Below are 25,147 nucleotides of genomic sequence, written 5' to 3'. Positions count from 1 at the left end.
TAACTACAGCACGCTTGCGTGGCCGTTATAAATTACGCCTCGCTGAGAATCGACTGTTACTTCCTGCCCATCTTTGAGAAGGGTTGTTGCTTTTTCAACCCCTACAATGACAGGTATGCCAATATTAAGGCCCACGACAGCCGCATGGCTTGTAAGTCCGCCTTCTTCTGTAATAAGTGCACTGCATTTTTCAATGGCAGGGACCATTTCACGGTCAGAACCGATAGTAACCAGAATAGAGCCTTCTGTTACTTTTGCCAATGCTTCCTCTGCATTTCTTGCCACAACGACTTTTCCAAAGGCTGATTTGCGCCCGATTCCTTGTGCCTTAGCCAGGATATCCCCCACTACATGAATTTTCATTAAATTGGTGGTACCAGCTTCACCAACAGGCACACCAGCTGTAATAACCACTAAATCTCCTGATGCGACAATTCCGCTGTTCACACTTTCCTCAACTGCAATATCAAGCATATCGTCTGTAGTAGACGCTTTTTGGCCAATTTGAGGATAAACACCCCATGTTAAAGATAAGCGCCGTGATACATAGTCGTTTGAAGTAACAGCAACAATAGGAGCTTTCGGACGGTACTTTGAAATCATCCTTGCTGTATGGCCGCTTTCAGTCGGTGTAATAATTGCGTTAACATCCAGGTTTAGAGCTGTATGTGCCACTGATTGTCCAATGGCATCTGTAATGTTATGTTCATTATCTTTGCTTCGGTTTGATAGAATTTCTTTATGATCCAAAGCAGATTCTGCTCTTGATGCGATGTTGTGCATCGTCTGCACAGCCTCGACAGGATAAGAGCCCGCAGCCGTTTCACCGGATAACATGATAGCATCAGTACCATCAAAAATGGCATTTGCTACATCACTCGCTTCTGCGCGTGTTGGACGGGGTTGCGCTGCATGGAATCCAGCATTTGTGTTGCAGTAATAACAGGTTTACCCTGTGCATTGCACTCTTTAATTAATTTCTTTTGCACAAGCGGAACTTCTTCTGCCGGAATTTCGACACCAAGGTCTCCGCGCGCTACCATAAGACCGTCGGAAATTTCAAGAATTTCATCAATGTTATCTACACCTTCCTGATTTTCAATCTTAGGAATGATGTTGATATAAGAGGCATTGTGCTCCTCAAGCAGCTGTCTGATTTCCAAAACATCAGACGCTCTGCGGACAAAAGAAGCGGCAATGAAATCTACGCCCTGTTCGATTCCGAAGATGATGTCCTGAGCATCTTTCTCCGTTATGCCAGGAAGATTCACAGATACACCCGGAACGTTGACGCCTTTTTTATTTTTAAGTGTTCCGCTATTTAAGATTTTTGTGTGAATTTCACTGTTGGCTTTATCGATTTTTGTTACTTCAAGTCCAATTAAACCGTCATCAAGCAGAATTTTGCTTCCTGTGTGTACATCTTCAATTAGCCCTGCGTATGTAACAGAAAACTTTTCTGCTGTTCCTTCAACCTCGTTCATGGAGATAATAATGTTTTCCCCAGCTCTCAGTTCAATCGCACCTTCCAGCATATTGTTTGTGCGGATCTCCGGCCCTTTTGTGTCTAAGAGGATTGCTACTGTCTTTCCTGTCTTTTCCGCAGCTTCACGGATGTTCTGAATTCGCTGTCCATGCTCCTGGAAATCACCATGGGAAAAATTTAACCGGGCAACATTCATTCCTGCTTCAATAAGCTGTGTTAACTTTTCAACACTTTCACTGGCAGGTCCAATAGTACAAACGATTTTCGTTTTACGCATTTTAATTTACCTCCTGATTTGATGCAGCTTGAATACCAGCACTGACAGCTTTATGCCGCTTGTGCCGGCTTATATCTGATTAGATTAAATAGACAGCTCTTTCGAAAGTTTGTATAGGTCCAGGTCAAGTGTATGCTCTCTATCCAATATTTCTATTATATCATGGTCAACAAGTTTATTATTTTGAATTCCTACCGCACGTCCGCCTTTGCCTTCAAGGAGAAGTTCTACTGCATGTGCTCCAAGGCGGCTTGCCAGCACCCGGTCGAATGCAGTTGGGGATCCGCCCCTCTGCATATGGCCAAGTACAGAAACCCGCGTATCAAAGTTTGTTGTATCCTTAATCTGCTTGGCAAATTCCACTCCGCTGCAGACTCCTTCTGCAACCACAATGATACTATGTTTCTTGCCCCGTTCATGTCCCTTTTTAAGTCTCTCTGCAATTTCATCCATACTATAGCCTGCTTCAGGAATGAGGATTGTTTCCGCACCGCCTGCTAATCCTGCACATAAAGCGATGTCTCCTGCATCTCTTCCCATTACTTCAATGATAAATGTTCTTTCATGGGAAGTAGCCGTATCACGGATTTTATCAATTGCATCAATAACCGTATTTAAAGCTGTGTCAAAGCCAATAGTATATTGGGTTCCCGGAATATCATTATCGATGGTGCCAGGTACACCCACACAAGGAAATCCCTGCTCTGTCAAAGCTTTTGCTCCACGATATGAACCGTCCCCGCCAATTACCACAAGACCTTCAATACCGTGCTTATTCATCTGTTCAATGCCTTTTTGCTGGCCTTCTTTTGTTTTGAACTCTTCGCTTCTTGCCGAATGCAGGACTGTGCCGCCGCGATGGATGATATCACCAACCGAACCAAGGTCAAGCTTCTTAATATTCCCTGACATTAAGCCGGAATATCCGCCATAAACACCATACACTTCAATATTATGATAAATCGCTTTACGGACAACTGCACGTACAGCTGCATTCATGCCAGGAGAATCGCCGCCGCTTGTTAATACTCCTATTTTCTTCACAATAATCACCCCGAATGTATATTTATATAAAATAAGAAAGCGTGTTGTCTGCTGAGCTGTTTATTCACAGCCTATAAATCATGGACACCGCCTGCCCAGGAATTTTGTATGTAATATAGGCTCTTCTTTATGTAAAGCAGAGCATAGTCTGCTTATCTTATTATTTAACAAAACGCTATTGAATATTTCTAAAATACCATGAAGAAGGGAGCATCTCAACTTTATCAGGCAAATTCAAGGAAATACAGAATTGTCGGGTAACTGAAAGCGGTTTAAATAGAAAAACCTGCATTTTTTACTTTGAAAGTGGTATTTGTATAAGCCTCCCGCTGACGTAGATGGCTTGTGCACTGAAATAGGCAAAAAATAAAAGCGTGCCCGAAAGCACGCTTTTATTTTACCCCAATAAATTCCTTTAAAAACGAATATTCACCAATGGATTTGAACTTGTTGTACCGGTGATCGATCAGCTGATCTTCAGAAAGATCCAACAAATCCTTCAATGATCGATAAAGGACCTCTCCGATTTCTGCAGCCTGTACCTTTACATCTTTGTGGGCTCCGCCCTTTACCTCTTCGATAATCTCATCCACAACACCTAATTCTTTTAAATCCGGTGCAGTAATTCTCATGGATTCTGCAGCCTTTTTGGCCTGCGTGGCATCTTTCCAGAGAATAGCAGCAGCTCCTTCTGGAGAAATAACCGAATAAGTGGAGTTCTCAAGCATATGAATATGGTTTCCCACACCGAGAGCCAGCGCTCCGCCGCTTCCGCCTTCACCGATGACGATACAGATAACAGGCACCCTAAGGCTGGCCATTTCAAACAGGTTTTTTGCGATCGCCTCACTCTGTCCGCGTTCCTCTGCGGCTTTCCCAGGATAGGCGCCCTTTGTATCAATGAAACAAATAATCGGCCTTCGGAATTTATCTGCTTGCTTCATTAGTCTTAATGCTTTTCGGTAACCTTCGGGATGCGGCATTCCAAAATTTCTGCGGATATTCTCTTTTGTGTCTTTTCCGCGCTGATGCCCGATGACGGTAACCGGAAGGCCCCTAAACTTTGCAATGCCTCCAACAATGGCTTCGTCATCCCCAAAAGCACGATCTCCATGACACTCGAAAAAATCCTCAAAAAGAAAGGAAATATAGTCCTGGGTGGTAGGCCTTGCGGGATGTCTTGCAATCTGCACACGATCCCACGGTTTCATATTTTCATATATATCGGCTTCTAATTTCTCCAAGCGCGCTTCCAGCTTCTCTATCTCAGAGGATAGGTCTACATCGGCTGTTTTTGTGAACTCTTTTAATTCAGCAATCTTTTTTTCAGCTCCATAACCGGACGTTCAAATTCTAATTCTCCTGCCATTGGAAGTCACCTCCTGGTTGATGTATTGATAAAATGGCTGATATCTTGTCCTTTAACTCTGTTCTGGGGATGACTGCATCCAATTGACCGTGTTTTAATAAGAATTCTGCTGTCTGGAAGTCTTCCGGCAGTTCTTCACGGATCGTTTGTTCTATGATTCTGCGCCCCGCAAAGCCAATCAATGCACCTGGTTCCGCCAAATTGTAATCTCCCAGTGAAGCAAAGCTTGCAGACACACCGCCTGTTGTCGGGTGAGTCATGATGGAGATAATCAGGCCTCCATTATCACTGAATCTTTTTAAGGCTACACTTGTCTTAGCCATTTGCATCAGGCTTAATACGCCTTCCTGCATTCTTGCTCCGCCTGATGCGGTAAATATAATAAAAGGAACTCCAAGTTCATCAGCTTTTTCAATGGCACGGGTAATTTTTTCTCCGACTACTGAGCCCATGCTTCCCATTCTGAATGTGGAATCCATAACGGCCACTGCTATTTTTTGGCCATTTACAGTGCCTGTCCCAGTCACTACCGCTTCATTAATCTTTGTCTTTTCCCGATCCTTTTCTAGCTTTTCAATATAATCCGGGAAATTAAGAGGATTTTCAGATATCATGTTTGCGTTAATTTCCTCAAAGCTATTGGCATCCAAAAAGCTTTCCAAACGCTCTTTTGAATTCATGGTGTGGTGGTATTGACAGTGAAAACACACTTTAAGGTTCTTAACCAATTCTTTTGTATACATGATCTTCTTGCAGTTCGGACACTTTGTCATGATTCCTTCCGGCACATCCTGCTTTGCCGTTTCCGATGGAATGGTTGCATATTTCTTCTTCTTCGTCTTAGTGAAAATATCTTTAAGCAAGATGAAACCTCCCTGATAATCGCTGAATCAATTCCATTAATTTCAACAGTGGTCAGACCACCGATTTAAAAATGAATGCCTAACTCTACTAGGCTCCATTAATGCTTGTCTGATTATTTAAATATAGAGGATATCAGCTATAAAATTTGCAAAAAATTGTCGTTAGCCTTTCGACAATTTTCTCAGATTTCTATATACACGAATAACTTCGGATTCATTTCTGGAAATCAATGTCTCAATCAGCTTTGCATATTGTTCCTTGGTTACCATCATTGTCTCCAGATCCAAAGAATTATAATAATCTTTAAGGATAATCCAGATGCGGAGGAATAGATGATTATCTGCAAGTGTGACGATTTCAGAAAAAGTCATCATCTGAGTAGTCTGCTTCAAGAGACCACTTTTTGAACCTAAGAAGCTGATCTTCTCCAGCCTTTTGAATGATTAGCCATAAACAATCAAGTTCGATCAAGAACTTGGTTTCTTTAACATCTCTGATGGATTTCTTATCCTGAAGAATAAACGTGCTAAGCAGCTGTACGAGCTGATGACCTCTAAAATCCCTCATAAAAGTCCCCTCGCCCCTCCTTGTCTCTATTAAGCCAAGAAGTTCAAGGGCTCTTAATGCTTCCCGAACGGAAGAGCGCCCGACACCCAGGCGCTCTGACAGCTCTCTTTCGGAAGGCAATCGATCTCCAGGCTTAAGTCCGTCATGTTCAATCATGGACCTAAGCTGTTTGACAATGCCGATATAAACCTTCGTGTTATTTTGAGGTGGATTCACGTATGGAGTCACTCACCTTTTCCAATGACAGCAAGTTGCTTCGTTTTTTCCTTTACTTCTTCAGGATCCACTTTAATGCGGGCAACACCGGTTTCCATTGCTGCCTTTGCCACTGCAGCCGCAACTGCAGGTGCGACACGGGGATCGAATGGCCCAGGGATGACATAATCCGCATTCAGCTCATCCTGATGAACCAAATTGGCAATGGCTTCTACAGCAGCTACTTTCATTTTCTCATTGATATGAGTTGCACGGACATCCAGAGCCCCTCTGAAAATTCCAGGGAAAGCCAGCACATTATTGACCTGGTTTGGAAAATCGGATCTTCCTGTCCCAACTACCATCGCTCCAGCTGCTTTCGCTTCTTCAGGCATAATTTCAGGAGTTGGATTAGCCATAGCGAAAATAATCGGGTCCTGATTCATGGCACCAATCATCTCTGCCGTTAACGCTCCAGCCGCAGAAACCCCGATGAATACATCTGCACCTTTAATAACATCAGCTAGGCTTCCCTTGGCATTTTCACGATTCGTATACTTCGCTACTTCATTTTTTATCTCATTCATTCCCTGTGGGCGGCCTTCATAGATGGCACCCTTGGTGTCACACATAATAATATCGCGAACACCATAGCTGTATAGAAGTTTAATGATGGCAATTCCGGCCGCACCGGCACCGTTTGCCACAACCTTAATTTCATTCATTTTCTTTCCTGAAAGCTTCAAGGCATTCACAAGACCTGCAACAGTCACAATGGCAGTGCCATGCTGGTCATCATGGAAAACAGGAATATTTGTTTCCTTTTTTAGTCGCTCTTCTACATAAAAGCAATTTGGAGCAGCAATATCTTCAAGGTTTACGCCTCCAAATGTAGGTTCAAGAAGTTTTACAGTCTCAACAATTTTATCAACATCGGTCGTATTGAGGCAAATCGGAAATGCATCCACTCCTGCAAAACTTTTGAATAGTACAGCTTTACCTTCCATTACAGGCAGGGCGGCTTCCGGCCCGATATTTCCTAATCCCAGCACAGCTGTTCCATCGGAAACAACCGCAACCATATTACCTTTCATCGTATATTCATAGACAGTTTCCGGCTTATCATAAATCTCCTTGCAGGGCTCAGCAACCCCTGGGGAATAAGCAAGGCTTAAGTCTTTGGCATTTCGCACCTGTACTTTTGATTTAGATTCCAATTTCCCTTTATTAGCTCTATGCATATGCAGTGCTTCTTCGCGTAAGGTCAAAATTTTCACTCCTCATATTCCGGATAGGATTTATATATAAACATAGATCGACGAAGAAATACCTGCTGCCTTTCTGCTTGATTATCAGATGGCGCAGGGCTTATCCTTCGCTTCAGTGGTCAGACCAGTTTATTTTTCTTCTTACAAATATACCATAATTGTTATTGTTGTAAAGGATAATTACTTTAAAATGACGTTATTCTGCCCAAGCACTTTCATAAGCAATTGAAGGAAATCCTCTGATGGCGAGATCAGGTCTTCTTCACCCAGGCGAATGGTTTTTCGGGAGCTTTCATAATATAAAACCACCTGAACCCGGCCTTCATTTTTCTTAAATAACTCTTTAAGCAAACGAAGATTTTCAGATGTTTCCCGATCCTCGGTAATCCTTAAATATAAAACTGGATCTTTGTTTTGCATTTTTTCAATTGCTTCCTTCACATCATCCAGATGCTGGACAATCAGCTGCTTCTTTCCGTCCCGTTCCTCAATCCTTCCTTCCGCAAAGACGATGCTTCCCTGGGAGCACAGCATTGAAAATCGGTTAAACACCTTTGGAAAAACAACTGCCTCCATATCCCCTGTCTGATCGCTCAAGGATAGAAATGCCATTGGCTCTCCTTTTTCGTACGGATCTTTTTCACTTCGGATAAATATGCAACTGTTTTTGCCTTATTTGCATTTCTTTCGAGTTCAATCAGCGGACTGGCATCCAGCAGGTGAAAAGATGATTCGTAGATTGAAACCGGATGATCTGATAAATACAGGCCCAGCACATCTTTTTCAAATCTCAGCTTGTCCTCGGAACGGATCGGATCTACTTCGGTATATTTAGGCTTAGGAAAAAATTCATCATCCTCAAAGAAATCAGCTTGATCGTCTTCCGGCATAACAAGCTGGGCATGTTCCGCAGCCACATCCAGGCTGGCAAGCAGAACAGCTCTATCTTCCCCAAATTCATCAAAGCTTCCTGAATGAACCAGGGACTCGAGGACCTTGCGATTAACAGCTTTTGTTGAAACCCTTATGCAAAAATCAAACAGATCTTCAAAGCGCTTATTTTTCCTAGCCTGAAAAATATCCCTTAAAGCTGCAGCACCTACGCCTTTTATGGCTGCAAGACTATACCTGATTGAATCTTTCTCTACCAGAAACGAATAGCCGCTTTTATTTATGGATGGCGGGCTGAGCGCCAAACCCATCTGTCTCAGTTCTCCGATATACTGGGCAATCCTGCCTTCATTGCCTACTGCTGAAGTCAGCAGTGAAGCCATGAAGTAAAGCGGATAATGAGTTTTTAAATATGCCAGCTGATAAGCTATGAAACTGTATGCAACCGCATGGCTCCGGTTAAATCCATAGTTTGCAAACCGGACAATTAGATCATATATATCATGAGCAGCTTGTTCATTATAGCCTTTCTTTACTGCTCCCCCTACAAAATGGACACGCTCACGGTCAAGCACTTCTTTTTGCTTCTTGCTGACCGCTCTCCGAAGCAAATCGGCTTCACCCAGTGAAAATCCTGCCATTTTTGCAGCGATTTGCATAATTTGTTCCTGATACACGATGACACCATACGTATTTTCAAGAATAGGCTTCAAATCAGGATGCGGAAATATAATCGGCTTCCTTCCGTGCTTTCTGTCAATAAACAGCGGGATATTTTCCATAGGGCCGGGGCGGTAAAGGGCATTGACAGCCACAATATCTTCAAAGCGCGTTGGCTGGAGCCTTGTCAGCACACTTCGCATCCCCTCAGACTCAAACTGGAAAATGCCTGTAGTATCTCCTCTTCCCAAAAGACTGTATACTGCCTCATCATCCAGGGGAATGTTTTTTATATCAATCTGTGTGCCTGTCTTTCTCTGTATAGAGCTTAAGATATTCTCGATTAGTGTCAGGTTCCTAAGACCGAGAAAATCCATTTTTAATAGGCCGACATCCTCAAGATGCTCCATCGAGTATTGGGTCAAATAAACATTCTCATGTCCCTTTTGAATGGGAATGGCCTCAACCAGCGGGTGCTCGCTGATTACAACGCCGGCAGCATGAGTGGATGTGTGCCTTGGGAGACCTTCCAGTTTGATAGCCGTTTCAAAAAGTCTGCGATTTAAATCGGATTCCTCGGTGAATCTTCTTAAAGGCTCTGATTCTTTGTAAGCCTCTTCGAGACTGATGCCCAATTTGGAAGGTACTTTTCTTGAAAGCATGTCCAGCTCTTTCGGATTAAGCCCAAATGCCCTGCCGACATCCCGTAGTGCCGCCTTAGCTGCCAATGTTCCAAACGTAAGAATTTGAGCAACATGCAACTCTCCATATTTCCTGGACACATACCGAATCACCTCATCCCTTCTGTGATCCGGGAAATCGATATCAATATCAGGCATGGAAATTCTTTCTGGATTAAGGAACCGCTCAAATAATAGCTGATGCTCAATTGGATCCACATCTGTAATATATAAGACATAAGCAACCATTGAACCGGCAGCAGATCCCCGCCCCGGACCGGTTAAAATTCCATTTTCTCTCGAAAACTTCATAAAATCCCAAACGATTAGAAAATAATCGCTGAATTTCATGTTCTTAATTATATTCAGCTCATACTGCAAACGCTCCCTATGCTCACCATCTGCATCCGGATATCTGTCAGCAAAACCCTTCCAGCAAACTTCTGCCAATAGCTCATCGGCACTCATCCCTTTTACAGCAGGGTATTTAGGGAGGTTCTGTTTATCCAGCTCAAGCATAACATTGCATTGCTCTGCTATCTTAATCGTATTCTCCAAAGCATCCGGATAACCCGATAACAATTCTGCCATTTCCCCGGATGACTTTAAATAATACTCATCGCTCTTCAGCCGCTCTCTCGCTTCATCCTGAAGCTTTTCTCCATTTTTAATGGCCAGCAGGCACTCATGGGCAAAAGCATCTTCTTTTTTTATGTAACAAACACCATTTGAAGCCGCCAGGCCAATCCCGGTTTCCCCGGAAAGCTGAACCAGAAGTTCATGGTTTTTTTCTCTTCACGCAGCCCATGATCCTGTATAGCGAAAAAGAAGGAATGCGGCTCGAAAAGACTGCTGAAAAGTTCAGCTGTTCTTTTTGCCTGGCCGTATTCACCCGCCTCAAGATAGTGTTCTATTTCCCCGTCAAGGCCGGGAGTTAAAGCAAACAATCCTCCTGCATAGTGCTTAAGCCATTTAACAGGGATGCCTTCAGGCGATTTTGTCTGGACTGTGCTTGTGATTTTTAATAGATTCTGAAAACCCTGCCTGTCTTTAGCCAAAAGGACCATCGGATAAGCTTCCCCTTCGGATATCTCGCTTAATACATCCACAGAGAGGCCCAGGATAGGCTTTATGGACTGCTTAAGACATTCTTTATAAAAGGCAACAGCTCCGTACATGACATTCCGGTCCGTTAAAGCCAGGGCAGGAAACCTGTTTTCCCTGGCGCCTGACACTAGCTGTTCTATTCTTGCCGTGCTCGATAGTAGGCTATAAGCGCTATATACATGAAGGTGAATAAATGACACGTTTCTCACACCCTTAATTTCTCTGTATTTTCATTATAGAACGCCCGTTTCCAAAAAGAAAATATGTTCTCTTTTTAACGGCAGCTAAAAAACATATTTTTCTAAGTTTGTCCATATGATGAAGTATCAAGATAATTCTGGCAGGGCCATTCCTGCAGCGAGGATGGATGATATGAATACCCAGCCCTTTTTTTCCACTTTAATTGATAGTTATTTTATTGCTTTCGGTGTTTTGATAGGAGGTTCAATCATTGGAGGTATGGCTGCTTTTCTGACAGGAAAGCCTCCTTTAAATCAAATCTTCCAGATTTCAAATATGATACGCATCTGGGCTATCATTGCAGCAATCGGAGGAACCTTTGATACAGTTTACAGCTTTGAAAGAGGTGTCATGGACGGACAGACAAAGGATATATTTAAGCAATTCATGCTGATTCTTTCTGCTCTCGGAGGGGCCCAGACAGGCGCCATGCTTATTAACTGGCTGACTCAGGAGAACATTTCAGCATGAGGATACCGCCTTACTACCGATTGCCATCCTGGCAGCGCTTTTTAGCAGGAATGGCCCTAGGGGGCATCATCAGCTGGTTTATTTTTTTATTTGTTTTTGGACAATGGCAGGAGAGATACAGCAAAGAAATCAAGCTTCAAAAGGATGCTATCTTTGAATTGGAAAAAGATAAGGAAATCTGGCAGGAGGAATTCAAAAAACTAAATAAAGAAAACCAGAAAAAACTGACTGTCCAGGATATATCCATTAAAATTGTCAACAGCGAAAAATATAAATTGGATTCCTTCAGTGTTTTTCAGCTGGAAGATGAAATAAAAGAGGATATTAGCATGATGGTTGCCAAAGACATCGATACTGTTTACAAAAGCAGCGAACTGATCAAGAAAATAATAGAAAATAAAACACATCGGGTAAATGAAAAGAGATACCGGGTCGAAGTTAAAGAACTGGTCATCTATACAACCGTCTCAATTGAATTAAATATCATGCTGGATTAATGCCCGGCTTTTGCCGGGCATTATATTTTAGTTAGCTTTGCAGACATCCTCCAAATCTCTTACAACCGATTCCATCTCTTCCCATGAATAAATGGAAGCTCCGGCAGCAAGAGGATGTCCTCCGCCATTATACTTTCTTGCAACTTCATTAATAATTGGACCCTTCGAACGGAACCGCACACGGATTTGATCGCTCTCCTCGATAAAGAAAACCCAAGCTTTTATTCCCTTCACATCGCCTAGAACACTTACAAGCAGGGAAGCTTTAGAAGGTACTGCCTGAAATTCTTCGAGCAGTTCTTTTTTCAGGATCATGACAGCTGCACCGCTGCCTCTCATTTCAAAGTTCTGCAGTACATAGCCTTTCAATTTAACAATATTTGCGTCCAGCTCATACATCTTATCAAACAGTTCCGGCCGCGAAAAATTATAGTGAATCAGTTCACCTGCATATGCAAACGTCTTTTCTGTCGTGCTTGGATAGAGGAAACGGCCGGTGTCCCCTACTATTCCGGCAAATAACAATCTAGCAGCTTCATCAGACATTTTCAGACCCTGATCTTTGCCGAAAAGATAAAACTCATAAATCATTTCACTGGTAGAGCTTGCATCCGTATCAACCCACATCATATCTCCATATGGATCCATATTCGGGTGATGGTCAATTTTGATCAGTTTATTACCCGTTCCATATCTATCATCACATATCCGTTCCGCATTTGCTGTATCACAAACAATGACCAGCGCCCCATTATATGCATCATCAGATACTTCATCCAGCCTTCTCATATAATGAAGTGTTTCTTCTTCCTTCCCGACAGTGAAGATTGATTTTTCAGGGAATGAAGCCTTCAGGATTTCAGCAAGGCCTCCCTGTGAACCATATGCATCCGGATCAGGACGGACATGCCTATGAATAATGATTGTTTCATATTTTTTAATTTCATCAAGTATCTTTTGTTTCATGGCGCGCTCCTTTTTTCTGAATACTACTTTATTTTTACCATATCATCGTGAAAAGAAAAAGAAAACACAGCACGCTTATGGCAATTTTTTATTAATGAAGGTAAAATAATAAGAGATTGTCGAAACTTGGAGGTTATGAAATGCCTATCTTTGTTATCCTGATTATTCTCTCTTTTTCTTTCTATATTGTCTACAAAGTGAAATTCTTCAGAAGCAGACAGCCGGCTGAAAGACAATGGATATCAGCCAAGTCCAGGATTGCGCTTGGATCATTCGTCGCCATATTTGGCCTTAATCAGCTGTTTTTATACAATACAACAACAGCTCTTATTGTGGGAATTGTGTTTATCCTTGTTGGGGTATTAAGCATATGGGGCGGCATGAAAGCATATAAGTTTTACATGCCTCACGCTGCAAAAGAAGCTGAGGAAGCAAGGAAGAGTTAAATTTAACCGGATTTCCGTAAGTGCCTGCAAAAAAAGCCGTTCAAAATGTGAGCGGCTTTTTCTTCATCAGATGGAAAATATATCCTTGAACACTTATTACTGTCTAACGCAAGCAGCCGGCCCCCTCGAGATGAGGCCCTCAGGACAAGGGAGTCTTCGTCATCATAAACATCGCACGACCGAAAGCGGCAGCTTTTGGGAGGACGTGGCGTTCTTGGTCTGCGTTCCTTTGTGGGCAAGGTGCTTCTGCTTTTCTTGTATTAATGTCTGTCAATTAGCTGGCACATCATCATTGCCTTGCCTACAAGGACGCCTTCGTTAAAAACTTCCACATCCACTTTTCCGAACTTCCGTCCTACTTCCAATACTTTTGGATAGATTTCAAGCATACTGTCGATTTGAACAGGCTTAATAAAGTAGACCGTCATATTTTCAACTACGAGATCACCTTTTTTATAGCTTCTTAACACTCTGTTTGCAGCTTCCGAAACAATGGTTGTAAAGACCCCATAGGATATCGTTCCAAGGTGGTTGGTCATCTGCGGAGTAACCTCACAGCGATAAACGTCATCCCCTTTGGTTTTTCCCCTAGTCATAACCAGCTGGTTGGTGACTATATCGTCAATTGTTTCACCTACCTGCGGCTGCCTTTGGATCATCTGCAGCGCCTTCAGCACATCCTGACGGCTAACAATCCCTTCAAGTTTATTGGCTTCATCTACCACAGGAAGCAATTCAATCCCTTCCCATACCATCATATGCGAGGAAGAGGCAACGCTCGTTTTTCCGCCAACCGTCATAGGGTTTTTGGTCATAATTTTTTCAATAAGCGTTTCTTTATCATGTCCCATAATATCCTTGGAAGTGACAACTCCCTGCACTTTTAGATTACTGTCGACAACCGGGAATCGGCTATGGCCGGTTTCACGATTGTACGTTAGCCAATCTGCAATTGTATCGGTTGTTTTCAGGAAAATCGCTTCTTTCAGAGGAGTCAGGATATCTTCAACAAGTACAATCTCCTTTTTGATAAGCTGGTCATAGATAGCCCGATTGATCATAGTTGCAACTGTGAAGGTGTCATAGCTGCTTGAGATCACAGGAAGCTGCAGATCGTCAGCAAGTTTTTTGACATGGTCTTCTGTATCAAAGCCCCCAGTAATTAACACAGCAGCCCCAGCCTTCAATGCCAATTCGTGTGCCTGGGTCCGGTTTCCGACAATCAGCAGGTTTCCGGCATCCGTGTATCTCATCATCGCTTCAAGCTTCATCGCTCCAATAACAAACTTGTTCAGTGTTTTATGAAGACCGGCTCTTCCTCCGAGTACCTGGCCGTCAACGATATTAACAACTTCGGCAAAAGTAAGCTTCTCAATATTTTCTTTCTTTTTCCGCTCGATTCTTATTGTCCCAACACGTTCTATTGTACTGACATATCCCTTATTTTCAGCATCCTTAATTGCTCTGTAAGCAGTCCCTTCACTCACAGCGAGCGCCTTGGCGATCTGTCTGACCGATATTTTTTCTCCAATTGGCAGTTCATCAATGTAATGTAATATTTGCTCATGCTTAGTAGCCAAGACTTTCACCCTCTACAAATTATTCCTTATTTTTCATTATAAGGGTAAAGAGGCCTTGATACAATTGACTTCGGCAATCTTAAATTATCGCAGGCTAACGGGCAGTATAACCCCCACTTCAAGACTCAGAGCAATCAAGAAGATAGGTAGGGGTCAAACTGCCCATAAAGGCCCGATAGAAGAACAAAGACTAAGAACGCCACGTCCTCCCAAAAGCTGCCGCTTTCGGTCGTGCGATGCTCATGCTGACGATGCCTCCTTGTCCTGTGGGCCTCAACTAACAACAATGAGGGACACTGATTGAAGTTTCACTTTATCTGCCGAAGGAACGCACCCGCTTCCTTTCTGCCATTTTGCGCACCCGCTTCCCCGAAGCAGCCGCTTTTTTGGGGCAAACAACAATGCAGTCAGGTTTCCGGCAATGACAAAAAGGGCAAGGGCCAGCCAGCTGATGGCAAAGATCCCTTCAGTCCCTCCATTAAACACACCCATTCTAGGAGCGGCATAATAAAGCAGCAATCCGCACAGCAGCAAACATAGCAAATATCGATTTTTATTCAATTTAGCTTCCTCCTTTATCCTATCCTCCCTAAAATGTATGCGGACAGGCTGGGAAAATGATTGGTTTTTAAAGAAAAGCGTAAGCGCCTTGCCCACCCCCGACAAGCATAAGACGAGCCTCTCTGAAAGGCGTTCTTTGCCTTTTTGTGAGGCTTGTCCGAAATGTGGAGGCGACTGCCCAGAGACGACAAGCACAAGACGAGCCCTGCAAGAAGGGGTTCTTTCCTTCTGGAAGGGATTGACTAGTCTTTTGTCCCCAGGAGTCGCAACTAGACAGGCTTGTGACCTCGAGGGGATAGGCTGCTTGCGCTAGACAGTTATCTAACTTCAGGATTTATACATTCCTCATTAACAAACGCAGCCTCCATCAGAAGCTGCGTTTTCATATTATAATTCGATTGATTCTCCTGCTTCCAGCACTTGCCCGACTCCTGTTTCCAGCATGCTGATGAATTTATGCGGATCCTGCCTGATTGGCGGGAACGTGTTGAAGTGAATCGGAACCACCTTTTTGGCGCCAAGAAGTTCTGCTGCGTATGCTGCATCATCCGGACCCATAGTGAAATTGTCCCCGATCGGCAGAAATGCCAAATCTATCGGATGCCGGTCGCCAATTAACTTCATGTCAGAGAAAAGCCCTGTATCCCCTGCATGGTAAATCGTTTTTCCTTCTAAAGTGATGAGAACACCGGCTGGCATTCCCAAATAGATGATTTCCTGATTCTCTGTCTCGAGGCCAGTTCCATGAAAGGCTTGTGTCAGCTTCACTCTTCCGAAGTCAAAATCATATCCGCCTCCGATCGACATTCCATGCGCGTTAACTCCCTGCCAGCCCAGATAGGTGGCAAGCTCAAAGTTGGCAATGACAAGAGAGTCATTGCGCTTTGCCAGTTCAATCGTGTCCCCAAGATGGTCACCATGTCCATGGGTGACAATGATGACGTCTGGCTTCTGGTCCTCCGCTTTTAAGTCTGTCAAATCATTCCCGGTAATAAAAGGATCTATTAAGATGGTTTTTCCCTGTGATTCGATCTTCACTATGGCATGGCCATGAAATGATACTTTCAATTTTATGCTCCTCTCTAATTTTAGGTTATGTAAGTTACTTCAACGAAAAACAAGTTATTCCTGCTTTCTTTTAATATATACCCGATTGGCAATCTTTAAAAAGTTTACATTTTCTTATTTAGTTGCTACTCTCAAAGTATAAGTAAATAAGGAGGTTCACTATGAATAATAGATTGCAGAAACTATCTCAGTGGATGAAGGAAAATGATATCCAGGTCACCTTTGTAACATCACCGGATAATGTTTTTTATTTAAGCGGCTTTTTAAGCGACCCACATGAACGCTTGCTTGGGCTGGCTGTTTTCCAGGAAGAAGAGCCTTTCCTCGTATGTCCGGCCATGGAAAAAGAAGATGCCAAGAAAGCAGGCTGGAGCCATGAAATTATTGGCTACAGCGATATTCAGAACCCTTGGGAATTCATCCAGACATCCATACATAAGAGAATTGGGAAGGTAAATAAAGCAGCAATCGAAAAAGAGCATATGAATGTAGAGCGGTATGAAGCCATCTCTGCTCTGTTCAGCGGCGCTTCATTCGCTTCGGCAGAAGAAAAGCTTCGCCAGCTTCGGATGGTTAAAGATGAAAAAGAATTGGAAATCATTCGCGAAGCATGTGCACTGGCCGATTTTGCGATTGAAACAGGCTGTGCCGAGATCCAGGAAGGAAAAACTGAACTGGATGTTCTAGCTGCTGTAGAATATGCGTTAAAGAAAAAGGCGTTAACGAAATGTCTTTCTCTACCATGGTCCTGGCGGGGGCTAACGGGGCTTCTCCTCATGGCACACCAGGAATGACGAAGATTCAAAAAGGGGATTTAGTCCTATTTGACCTCGGAGTTGTCTGGAATGGCTACTGCTCAGATATTACTAGAACTGTAGCTTACGGTGATATTAATGATAAACAAAAAGAAATTTATGATACCGTCTTAAAAGCTCAGCTTGCAGCTGTTGAAGCGAGCAAGCCGGGAGTCACTTGCGCAGATATTGACCTGACAGCTAGAAACCTGATAGCAGAAGCCGGCTACGGCGAATATTTCCCGCATCGATTGGGCCACGGATTAGGTGTGAGCGTTCATGAATATCCTTCACTAACAGAAACAAACTCACTTTTGCTTGAAGAAGGTATGGTTTTCACCATCGAGCCGGGAATCTATGTCCCAGGCGTTGCCGGAGTGCGGATTGAAGATGACCTTGCTGTAACAGCAGACGGAGTTGAAATTTTAACCAAGTTCCCGAAAGAGCTTCAGGTTATTAAATAGACATTAGAAAAATTCCACAAAAAAATCCGGAGCTATTCAGCTCCGGATTTTTTTGAAAGCTCCAGGCGCCGATAAGCGGATACCTGGAGCTTTTCCTATTGCTGTTCCAATTGCGTACTCGTATCTGAATAGTCAAGGCTATGGGCCTCTGCTACCGCTTTGTAAGTCACATAGCCATTTAACGTATTAACTCCCTTTAATAAAGCCTCATTATCCAGACATGCCTGCTTGTAGCCTTTATTCGCAATTTGAACTGCATAAGGCACCGTCACGTTGGTCAATGCAAGAGTGGATGTTCTGGGAACTGCTCCAGGCATATTAGCTACCGCATAATGAACTACGCCATGCTTTTCATATGTGGGATTATCATGGGTCGTAATTCGATCAGTTGTTTCGAATATTCCACCCTGATCGATCGCAATGTCCACAATTACAGAGCCCGGGTTCATCGTTTTAATCATATCCTCTGTGACAAGCTTCGGTGCTTTTGCTCCCGGAATAAGTACGGCTCCAATTACGAGATCTGAATCCTTAACAGCTTCAGCGATATTGTAAGGGTTAGAGATCAGCGTTGTTACTTCTTTTCCGAAGATATCATCCAGCTGCCGAAGGCGGTCGGGATTCAAGTCAATCATTGTTACCTTTGCCCCAAGGCCTATTGCCATTTTTGCCGCATTGGTTCCAGCAACCCCGCCGCCGATTATGGTAACATTTCCACGCTGTACACCTGGTACCCCCGATAGCAGGATTCCTTTCCCTCCATGTATTTTTTCTAAAAATTGGGCTCCTACCTGAGCTGCCATTCTTCCGGCAACTTCACTCATTGGAGTCAATAGAGGCAAAGTCCGGTTGGGAAGCTGGACTGTTTCATAAGCAATGCCCGCTACTTTCTTATCAATTAAAGCACTTGTCAAATCAGGTTCAGCAGCCAAATGCAGATATGTAAAGAGAATTAACCCTTCCCGAAAATATACATATTCGCCTTGTATCGGCTCTTTTACCTTCATGACCATATCCATTGACCATGCCTCTTCTGCAGTTTGAACAATATGTGCACCAGCACCTATATAGTCGTTATCCGAAAAACCGGAACCTGTCCCGGCATCCGCTTCGATATAGACTTCATGTCCAAATTGAATGAGATTCATAACCCCAGCAGGGGTCATCGCAACCCTGTTTTCATTGTTTTTTACTTCCTTTGGAACTCCGATACGCATGCTGCATACCTCCGTAATTTAAGTGAAATACCTATTAACTTTATATGGCTATTTGACGGAAAAGTATACAAAACCTTTGCCCATTTTTACTTTTTCCGGCATTCTTAATTCTCAGCTAAAAAGCTCTCATGATTAATGAGAGCTTTGCTTCTTTTTCTTATCGGAGATGGCCTTCATTCCGTTCGTGAGCTTTCATGTCAAACTCGGCATTCGGCTGATCAATAACACCGCTGTTATAGGCATTCATAATTTGTTCGCTAACTTCATTTGTCCCCTGCTCATCAAAAAAATATGCGGATCCTGCTTGTGGTTCTCGCTTTTCCATCCTCATCTGCTCCTTTAATATATTTTTATCAGCCTTACTATTGTTCGATTTTTTGTTACAGATATTCAGATTTTACAGCTGTATAATATAGGTAAAGGAGGAGATACAAATGGGCATGAAGTATAAAAACATATTAGTCGCTGTAGATGGTTCAACGGAAGCAGAATGGGCTTTTAAAAAAGCAATTGAAATTGCGAAGCGCAATAATGCTTCTCTTGTCTTGGCACATATCATTGATACCCGCACTTTTGCTACTGTTGAAGCCTATGACCGCACAATAGCTGAAAGGGCTGACCTTTTCGCAACTGAATTAATGGAAAAATACAAAAGAACAGCAATGGATGCAGGCATCGATAATGTAACATATGAAGTCGATTATGGTTCCCCAAAAGTGAAAATTCCAAAGGATATTGCCAGAAAGCACAGCGTCGACCTGATCATTTGCGGTGCAACAGGCATGAACGCAGTTGAACGTTTCATCATCGGCAGTGTATCTGAACATATTACCCGCTATGCCCGCTGTGATGTCCTCGTTGTCAGAACGGATAAAGAAGATGAAGAATAGAAAAAAATGGCGCTGCCTTCCGCAGCGCCATTTTTTCATTTATTTATTGACAAACTCTTTAATGCCGAGAGATTCCTTCGCTTTATCAATTGCGATGCTTACTTGTTTGAATCCTGTTCCGCCTGCACTATTTCTTCTTTTGACAGCTGTATAAGGATTCAGCACTTCATAAATATCTTCATCGAACAATGAATGGGCGTTCTTGAAATCAACAAGCGGCAAATCTCCAAGGAAGCATCCCTTTTGGACACAGACAAGAACAAGTTTCCCGACAATTTCATGTGCTTCTCTGAATGGAATGCCTTTATCAGATAGATAATCCGCCAATTCAGTAGCGTTGGAAAAATCATTTTTAGTCGCTTTTTCCATTTGCTCTGTTTTAACCTTCATGGTGCGGATCATCCCTGCAAAGATTTTCAGTGAACCTGTGACTGTCTTTACAGTGTCAAACATCCCTTCCTTATCTTCCTGCATATCTTTATTATAGGCTAGCGGCAGGCCCTTCAGTACTGTCAGCAGCCCCATAAGGTTACCGTATACACGTCCGGTTTTACCGCGGATGAGTTCCGCCATATCCGGATTCTTCTTCTGCGGCATAATACTGCTGCCAGTTGCGAAGCTGTCGTCCAGTTCAATGAATTGAAACTCCTGGCTTGACCAAAGGATGAATTCTTCACTTAAACGAGACAGATGCATCATCAGGATTGAGCTTGAGGATAAAAACTCAAGAATAAAGTCTCTGTCACTGACCGCATCCAGGCTGTTCTCATAGATGCCTTCAAAGCCCAGAAGTTCAGCTGTATACTCACGGTCAATCGGGAAAGTGGTGCCAGCCAGAGCCCCTGCTCCAAGAGGAGATAAGTTTATTCTCTTTAAGCTTTCAGAAAAACGCTCTTTGTCCCTCTCAAGCATCCAGAAATAGGCCATTAAATGGTGGCCGAAAGAGATCGGCTGTGCCCGCTGCAGATGAGTATAGCCCGGCATGATAGTTTCCACATTATTTTCAGCCTGGATGATTAACTCTTCCTGCATTTCCTGAATCAATTCAACAATCTGCTCCACCTGCTTTCGCAAGTATAAATGCATATCTGTTGCCACCTGGTCATTTCGGCTTCTTGCGGTATGAAGTTTACCTCCGACAGGCCCAGACAGTTCGGTCAAATGACTCTCAAGATTTAAATGGATATCTTCAAGCTTTACTGAGTAAGCCAGTTCACCCTTAGCAGCTTTCTCTTTAAGCTGCTGAAGGCCTGTTTTGATTTTTTGAGCTTCGTCCTCTGTGATGATTCCTGTTTTAGAAAGCATGGCAACATGGGCCATGCTCCCTTCGATATCTTCCATAACCAATTCCTGGTCAAATGAAATTGACGCTCCGAACTCATCTACCCATTCTTCAGCAGATTTTGTGAATCTGCCTCCCCATAACTTTTTCACACTGTCACCTTCTTGCTGTTTTGAACAATGCTCTGCACCTTTGTCGGCAATCCCCAAAGCTTAATAAAGCCTACTGCCGCATTATGGTCAAATTCATCATCAGAAGTATAAGTTGCTAACTTTTCATCGTATAGGGAATAAGGAGATTTTCTTCCTTCAACAATCGCATGGCCTTTAAACAGCTTCACTCTCACTGTTCCTGTAACAAAGGTTTGTGTCTCTTTCAGGAAAGCCGTTAAAGCATTGTTAAGCTGCGAGAACCACAATCCCTCGTATATAAGCTCAGCCACTTTTTTCTCAATAACCGGTTTAAAGTGGGCCAATTCTTTTACCATCGTTAAATCCTCAAGCTCTTTATGTGCTTTAAGGAGTGTCATTGCTCCCGGACACTCGTAAACTTCACGGGATTTGATTCCGACAAGACGATTTTCCACATGATCGATACGCCCAACTCCATGCTTGCCTGCAACCTCATTCAGTTCGGCAATAAGCTCGGAAAGCTTCATACTTTTGCCATTCAAGCTGACTGGAACACCCTTTTCAAAACCGATTTCAACCGTATCAGGTGTATCAGGTGCTTTTTCAAGAGAAACAGTAAGATCGTATGCATCTTCCGGAGGAGCTGCCCATGGATCTTCCAAGACTCCGCACTCATTGCTTCTGCCCCATAAGTTTTGATCAATGCTGTACGGAGAATCCAGATTAATTGGGATGGGGATATTGTTTTGTTTTGCATATTCAATTTCTTCCTCACGTGACCAGCTCCACTCACGAACCGGAGCCAGCACTTGAAGATCAGGGTTAAGGGCCTGAATTGCCACTTCAAAACGAACCTGGTCATTTCCTTTGCCGGTACATCCATGCGCGACTGCTACTGCACCTTCTTTTTCTGCTACTTCAACAAGCTTTTTGGCGATCAGCGGGCGTGAAAGTGCAGAGACTAATGGATACTTATTTTCATATAAGGCATGTGCCTGCAGCGCTATTAATGCATATTCATTAGCAAATTCCTCTTTTGCATCAATCACATAAGATTGGACAGCTCCCACAGTTAAAGCTTTTTTCTGGATAAAGTTCAGATCTTTCCCTTCACCAACGTCTAGGCAGCAGGCAACAACAGCATAACCTTGATCCTGCAGCCATTTAACCGCAACTGATGTATCCAATCCGCCTGAGTATGCAAGAACAACTTTATTTTGTGACATTTATATTTCCTCCTTAGATTGTTCGTATAAATATACAACTAAATTATGTTTTTATTCATTTATTATTCTCTTACTTTAACAACCTTTTCTTTAAAAATCAATACTTATTCTAAAAAATGTATAAAAATAAATATAATTTTCCCAACAAAAAAGGCAAAAGCCCCGTTTTGGCTTTTGCCCTGTAATAGTTTAGTCATTTAATGCTTCATAAACCGCTGAAATTACACTTCCATATTGACTGATGCTGTATGTGTCACCTTGAAACTTATGCGGATCTTTTAATGGATCGATGACTGGAGAATGTTTTTTATTTGTCAGGAGAGCGACAGCTAAATTATTTTCCCTGTCTATCACCGTTACCGTTCCTGTCCAGCCAGTATGTCCAAAAACTTTTTCCCGGCATACTGGCTGAACATCCACTCCATACTTGAATCTCCGTTCAAACGCCATCCTAACCCATATGTAGGGTTCATATCATATGGTTCTACAAACTCATCAATTGTGCGTTTATCAAATAACTTTACATTTCCATAGCCTCCATCATTAAGCATCACCTGCATCAGGACAGCAAGATCTGAAGTTGTGGAAAAGAGGCCAGCATGCCCGGATATTCCATCCATTGAATAAAAAGACTTCTCATCATGAACCTCTCCCTGGAGAGTATAGGTCCGAATATTAGGGAAGGAAATGACCCCATCCCTGGTGTTGCCGTGTAATTCAGTTGCAGCGAAATCCTTTTCTTTGAAACCCTTGCGGAGCGGATTAAATAAAGTATGCTTTAACCCTAAGGGCTTATAGATATGATTCTCAGTATAATGGTCCAGCTGCATTCCCGTTATTTTTTCAATAATAAATCCCAGCAGCATATAGTCAATGTCACTGTAAACCTGTTTGGTGCCAGGTTCATACTGAAGGGGAGTTTTTAAAATCATGGAAAGCGTTTTACTGCGTTCCTGGGAATACAATTCTCCCGCCCTTTCAGGATTATGATAATGGATGCTTGAAGGAAATCCGGCAGTATGATGAAGCAAGTCGATTATCCGGAGTTCACCTTTCCCTTTTATTTCATCGTCCGCTGAATCTTTAAATGCAGGAAAATAATGCTGAATTTTTTCTTCAAGATTGATCTTACCTTCACTGACAAGATGCTGCAGTGAAAAGTTAACGGCATACATTTTCGTGTTTGATGCTAAGTCAAACATGGTTTTTGTCTTCATTTTCTGCGGGTGAGTTAATGGATCAGTTTTATCAAATATTTTGGCTGAACCATATGCGGAGTTTTTAACAATCTTTCCATCTTTAATTACGACTAAAGCTGCTCCTGGAAAACCATTTTCTATTTCTCCCTCGATCAGCTTATCAACCTCTTTGAGCCTTTTGGAAGAAAAGCCTGCATCCTCGGGGCGCTTTGCTTTTGACAAGGTTGGATATTCTAATGGTTTTTTATGTTTAAAGACTTGCTCTTCTGAACTGCTGCTATCTGTTGTGCCCAATTCCACTCCTAAGGCTGCAATGGGATAAGGCAAAAGCAAACTCAACACCAGGCCTAAAACTGTTAAGCGTGTTATAAACCTTTTCATATTCTCCCCCTTTAAAATAATTAAATATTCTTAATAGTAAATATACTATTCGATTTCTATTAAATCTGCAAACCAATCCCATAGCCTTTCTATTAAATCAGTACTTGTGAACCAAGTTCATTTATTTTCACATTAGTCCCATAGTAGTATCTGCAAAAAAGATTGAATACTAAAACATCCATGCACCATAAACACCTTTATAGTAAAATAAAAACAAGATTATCGTTTGGGGGATTCATAATGGAAGAGCATTTTTCACATAATCGCCGTCTTGGCATTCCTATACCGGCCTTTGATCGGGATTGGGATGAATATTCACCAAAAACACAGCAGATGATCCTGTTTCAGTGGGAAAAAATAAGAGGCAGGATTCCTGACCGCATCGCAGAGCTTGAAGCGGATATCAACAGGAAACAGGCTGAGCTATCAGATGAGGGCAATTTCGAAAGATCATGCAGACTTAACAGTGAAATTTCAGAACTGGCATCAGTCATAAATGATCTGTGGCTATGGTATCGAACGAATCAGGATATTACAGGGAAAATGCATTCATAATAGAAAAGCGGAAGCGCCTTGCCCAGGAAGAAATGCAGACTAAGAACGCCACGTCCTCTCAAAAGCCGCCGCTTTCGGTCGCGATGTTTTTGCTGCCGAAGCCTTTCGAAGCCTTCCTTGTCCTGCGTCAATTCGAGGGGGAGGGCTGCTTACGCTAGACGGTTCTCAAAGTTCAAAAATGATACTTCCTTCTCTTTTCAAAAAAACCTTTCCGCGGCGGAAAGGTTTTTTTGCCCTTTATAAATCTTTCCTTAGTTCCCTGACGATATGCCCGAGTTCAGGCAAAATCAGCTTATTCATCGCAAGGCGAACTGCCCCTGATGATCCTGGTGTTGAGAAAACTGCTTTATTTTGAACTGTGCCTGCAGCAGCCCGTGAAAGAATGGCCGCAGACCCGATATCTTCCGTATAGCTTAGCATTCTGAACAATTCGCCGAATCCGTCCATTTCTTTATCAAATAATTGTCTTACTGTCTCAATAGTCACGTCCCTTAACGCAATTCCAGTGCCTCCATTTGTAAGTACAGCATCAATGCCGGGGTTTTCACAACCTTTTAATACGGCCTGGCGAATGAGACTTCCTTCATCCTTGACGATTTCATAGTCAGATATGACATGTCCTGCCTCTTCCAGCAGGCGGATCATCAGCTTTCCGCTTTTATCAGTTTCTTTATCTCTCGTATCACTCACGGTGACCACTTTGCATCTAACTTCTTTTGGCGCTTCTTTTTTATGCTCGAATGTACTCATTTGGCATCACCTTTGCTTATA

The 25,147-nt window shown here is 42.8% G+C and carries 17 protein-coding genes and 6 pseudogenes; 6 read left to right on the top strand and 17 right to left on the bottom strand.

The features are described 5' to 3' along the window. Nucleotides 1–3: 3 nt before the first annotated feature. The 7 genes and pseudogenes from pyk to dnaE all read right to left on the bottom strand — a co-directional run bounded on the left by pyk (nt 4) and on the right by dnaE (nt 10,608). Nucleotides 4–1,763 (bottom strand): annotated as a pseudogene (pyk, locus tag M5V91_RS27425) (pyruvate kinase). A gap of 84 nt (nt 1,764–1,847) precedes the next feature. Further along, nucleotides 1,848–2,807: a 6-phosphofructokinase gene (pfkA, locus tag M5V91_RS27420; RefSeq protein ID WP_009333241.1), complete on the bottom strand. Its 960-nt coding sequence runs from the start codon at nt 2,805–2,807 to the stop codon at nt 1,848–1,850. Between the two features lie 392 nt (nt 2,808–3,199). Next, nucleotides 3,200–4,176: pseudogene (gene accA / locus M5V91_RS27415) on the bottom strand (acetyl-CoA carboxylase carboxyl transferase subunit alpha). Further along, nucleotides 4,161–5,039 carry an acetyl-CoA carboxylase, carboxyltransferase subunit beta gene (gene accD, locus M5V91_RS27410; RefSeq protein WP_019383075.1) on the bottom strand — a complete coding sequence of 293 codons (879 nt, stop codon included), beginning with the start codon at nt 5,037–5,039 and terminating at the stop codon, nt 4,161–4,163. Before accD ends, accA begins: the two are co-directional and overlap by 16 nt. 162 nt (nt 5,040–5,201) lie before the next feature. Next, nucleotides 5,202–5,763 (bottom strand): annotated as a pseudogene (locus tag M5V91_RS27405) (FadR/GntR family transcriptional regulator). Between the two features lie 68 nt (nt 5,764–5,831). Beyond that, nucleotides 5,832–7,070 carry an NADP-dependent malic enzyme gene (gene ystJ, locus M5V91_RS27400; RefSeq protein WP_217025962.1) on the bottom strand — a complete coding sequence of 413 codons (1,239 nt, stop codon included), beginning with the start codon at nt 7,068–7,070 and terminating at the stop codon, nt 5,832–5,834. Between the two features lie 180 nt (nt 7,071–7,250). Beyond that, a pseudogene (dnaE, locus tag M5V91_RS27395) lies at nt 7,251–10,608 on the bottom strand (DNA polymerase III subunit alpha). A gap of 115 nt (nt 10,609–10,723) precedes the next feature. Here dnaE and ytrH point away from each other — a divergent pair. Both ytrH and ytrI read left to right on the top strand, forming a co-directional pair. After that, complete coding sequence (gene ytrH / locus M5V91_RS27390) at nt 10,724–11,119, top strand: sporulation membrane protein YtrH (RefSeq protein WP_019383072.1); 396 nt, start codon at nt 10,724–10,726, stop codon at nt 11,117–11,119. Continuing rightward, nucleotides 11,116–11,616, top strand: a complete 501-nt coding sequence (gene ytrI, locus M5V91_RS27385) for a sporulation membrane protein YtrI (protein ID WP_009333249.1) — start codon at nt 11,116–11,118, stop codon at nt 11,614–11,616. The genes ytrH and ytrI overlap by 4 nt, the downstream gene beginning before the upstream one ends. A gap of 27 nt (nt 11,617–11,643) precedes the next feature. Here the strand turns inward: ytrI and M5V91_RS27380 are convergent, their stop codons facing one another. Then, nucleotides 11,644–12,582, bottom strand: a complete 939-nt coding sequence (locus tag M5V91_RS27380; protein ID WP_019383071.1) for a DHH family phosphoesterase — start codon at nt 12,580–12,582, stop codon at nt 11,644–11,646. Between the two features lie 140 nt (nt 12,583–12,722). On the opposite strand from M5V91_RS27380, the gene M5V91_RS27375 reads away from it, so the two are divergent. Next, nucleotides 12,723–13,028, top strand: coding sequence for a YtpI family protein (locus tag M5V91_RS27375; protein WP_251174724.1), 306 nt, complete (start codon nt 12,723–12,725; stop codon nt 13,026–13,028). 260 nt (nt 13,029–13,288) lie between these two features. Here M5V91_RS27375 and M5V91_RS27370 read toward each other — a convergent pair whose 3' ends face one another. From M5V91_RS27370 to M5V91_RS27360, 3 genes are all read right to left on the bottom strand, one after another. Further along, nucleotides 13,289–14,608 carry a CBS domain-containing protein gene (locus M5V91_RS27370; RefSeq protein WP_009333252.1) on the bottom strand — a complete coding sequence of 440 codons (1,320 nt, stop codon included), beginning with the start codon at nt 14,606–14,608 and terminating at the stop codon, nt 13,289–13,291. A 273-nt stretch (nt 14,609–14,881) separates the two neighbouring features. Further along, nucleotides 14,882–15,169, bottom strand: coding sequence for a hypothetical protein (locus tag M5V91_RS27365; protein ID WP_369425920.1), 288 nt, complete (start codon nt 15,167–15,169; stop codon nt 14,882–14,884). 387 nt (nt 15,170–15,556) lie between these two features. Further along, entirely contained in the window at nt 15,557–16,237 is a 681-nt protein-coding gene (locus tag M5V91_RS27360) for a metal-dependent hydrolase (protein ID WP_009333256.1), read from the bottom strand. Nucleotides 16,238–16,398: 161 nt separating this feature from the next. Between M5V91_RS27360 and M5V91_RS27355 the strand changes: the two are divergent. Then, nucleotides 16,399–17,495: pseudogene (locus M5V91_RS27355) on the top strand (M24 family metallopeptidase). Nucleotides 17,496–17,590: 95 nt separating this feature from the next. On the opposite strand, the gene ald reads toward M5V91_RS27355, so the two are convergent. Together ald and M5V91_RS27345 are read right to left on the bottom strand one after the other, a co-directional pair. After that, a complete protein-coding gene (gene ald / locus M5V91_RS27350) occupies nt 17,591–18,712 on the bottom strand; it encodes an alanine dehydrogenase (RefSeq protein ID WP_009333260.1) in 1,122 nt (373 codons plus the stop codon). Nucleotides 18,713–18,869: 157 nt separating this feature from the next. Further along, a complete protein-coding gene (locus M5V91_RS27345) occupies nt 18,870–19,037 on the bottom strand; it encodes a hypothetical protein (protein ID WP_009333262.1) in 168 nt (55 codons plus the stop codon). Nucleotides 19,038–19,146: 109 nt separating this feature from the next. On the opposite strand from M5V91_RS27345, the gene M5V91_RS27340 reads away from it, so the two are divergent. Beyond that, on the top strand, nt 19,147–19,602 hold the full coding sequence (locus M5V91_RS27340) for a universal stress protein (protein ID WP_009333264.1): 456 nt from the start codon (nt 19,147–19,149) through the stop codon (nt 19,600–19,602). Nucleotides 19,603–19,641: 39 nt separating this feature from the next. Here the strand turns inward: M5V91_RS27340 and argH are convergent, their stop codons facing one another. The 3 genes and pseudogenes from argH to pbp4b form a co-directional block, all read right to left on the bottom strand. Continuing rightward, a complete protein-coding gene (argH, locus tag M5V91_RS27335; RefSeq protein WP_009333266.1) occupies nt 19,642–21,036 on the bottom strand; it encodes an argininosuccinate lyase in 1,395 nt (464 codons plus the stop codon). Next, on the bottom strand, nt 21,033–22,241 hold the full coding sequence (locus tag M5V91_RS27330) for an argininosuccinate synthase (protein WP_009333268.1): 1,209 nt from the start codon (nt 22,239–22,241) through the stop codon (nt 21,033–21,035). The genes argH and M5V91_RS27330 overlap by 4 nt, the downstream gene beginning before the upstream one ends. Before the next feature lie 189 nt (nt 22,242–22,430). Next, a pseudogene (pbp4b, locus tag M5V91_RS27325) lies at nt 22,431–23,821 on the bottom strand (penicillin binding protein PBP4B). A 240-nt stretch (nt 23,822–24,061) separates the two neighbouring features. Between pbp4b and M5V91_RS27320 the strand changes: the two are divergent. Next, nucleotides 24,062–24,376, top strand: a complete 315-nt coding sequence (locus M5V91_RS27320) for a hypothetical protein (protein ID WP_009333272.1) — start codon at nt 24,062–24,064, stop codon at nt 24,374–24,376. Between the two features lie 237 nt (nt 24,377–24,613). On the opposite strand, the gene M5V91_RS27315 is transcribed toward M5V91_RS27320, so the two are convergent. Continuing rightward, nucleotides 24,614–25,126 (bottom strand): MogA/MoaB family molybdenum cofactor biosynthesis protein, encoded by a 513-nt coding sequence (locus M5V91_RS27315; protein WP_019383064.1) that lies wholly within the window; start codon nt 25,124–25,126, stop codon nt 24,614–24,616. Nucleotides 25,127–25,147 lie beyond the last annotated feature (21 nt).

The organism is Cytobacillus pseudoceanisediminis (genome assembly GCF_023516215.1).
GTDB classification, from domain to species: Bacteria; Bacillota; Bacilli; order Bacillales; family Cytobacillaceae; genus Cytobacillus; species Cytobacillus pseudoceanisediminis.
Note: the sequence above shows the minus strand (reverse complement) of the source record. Positions and strands in the feature narration are given on the sequence as shown.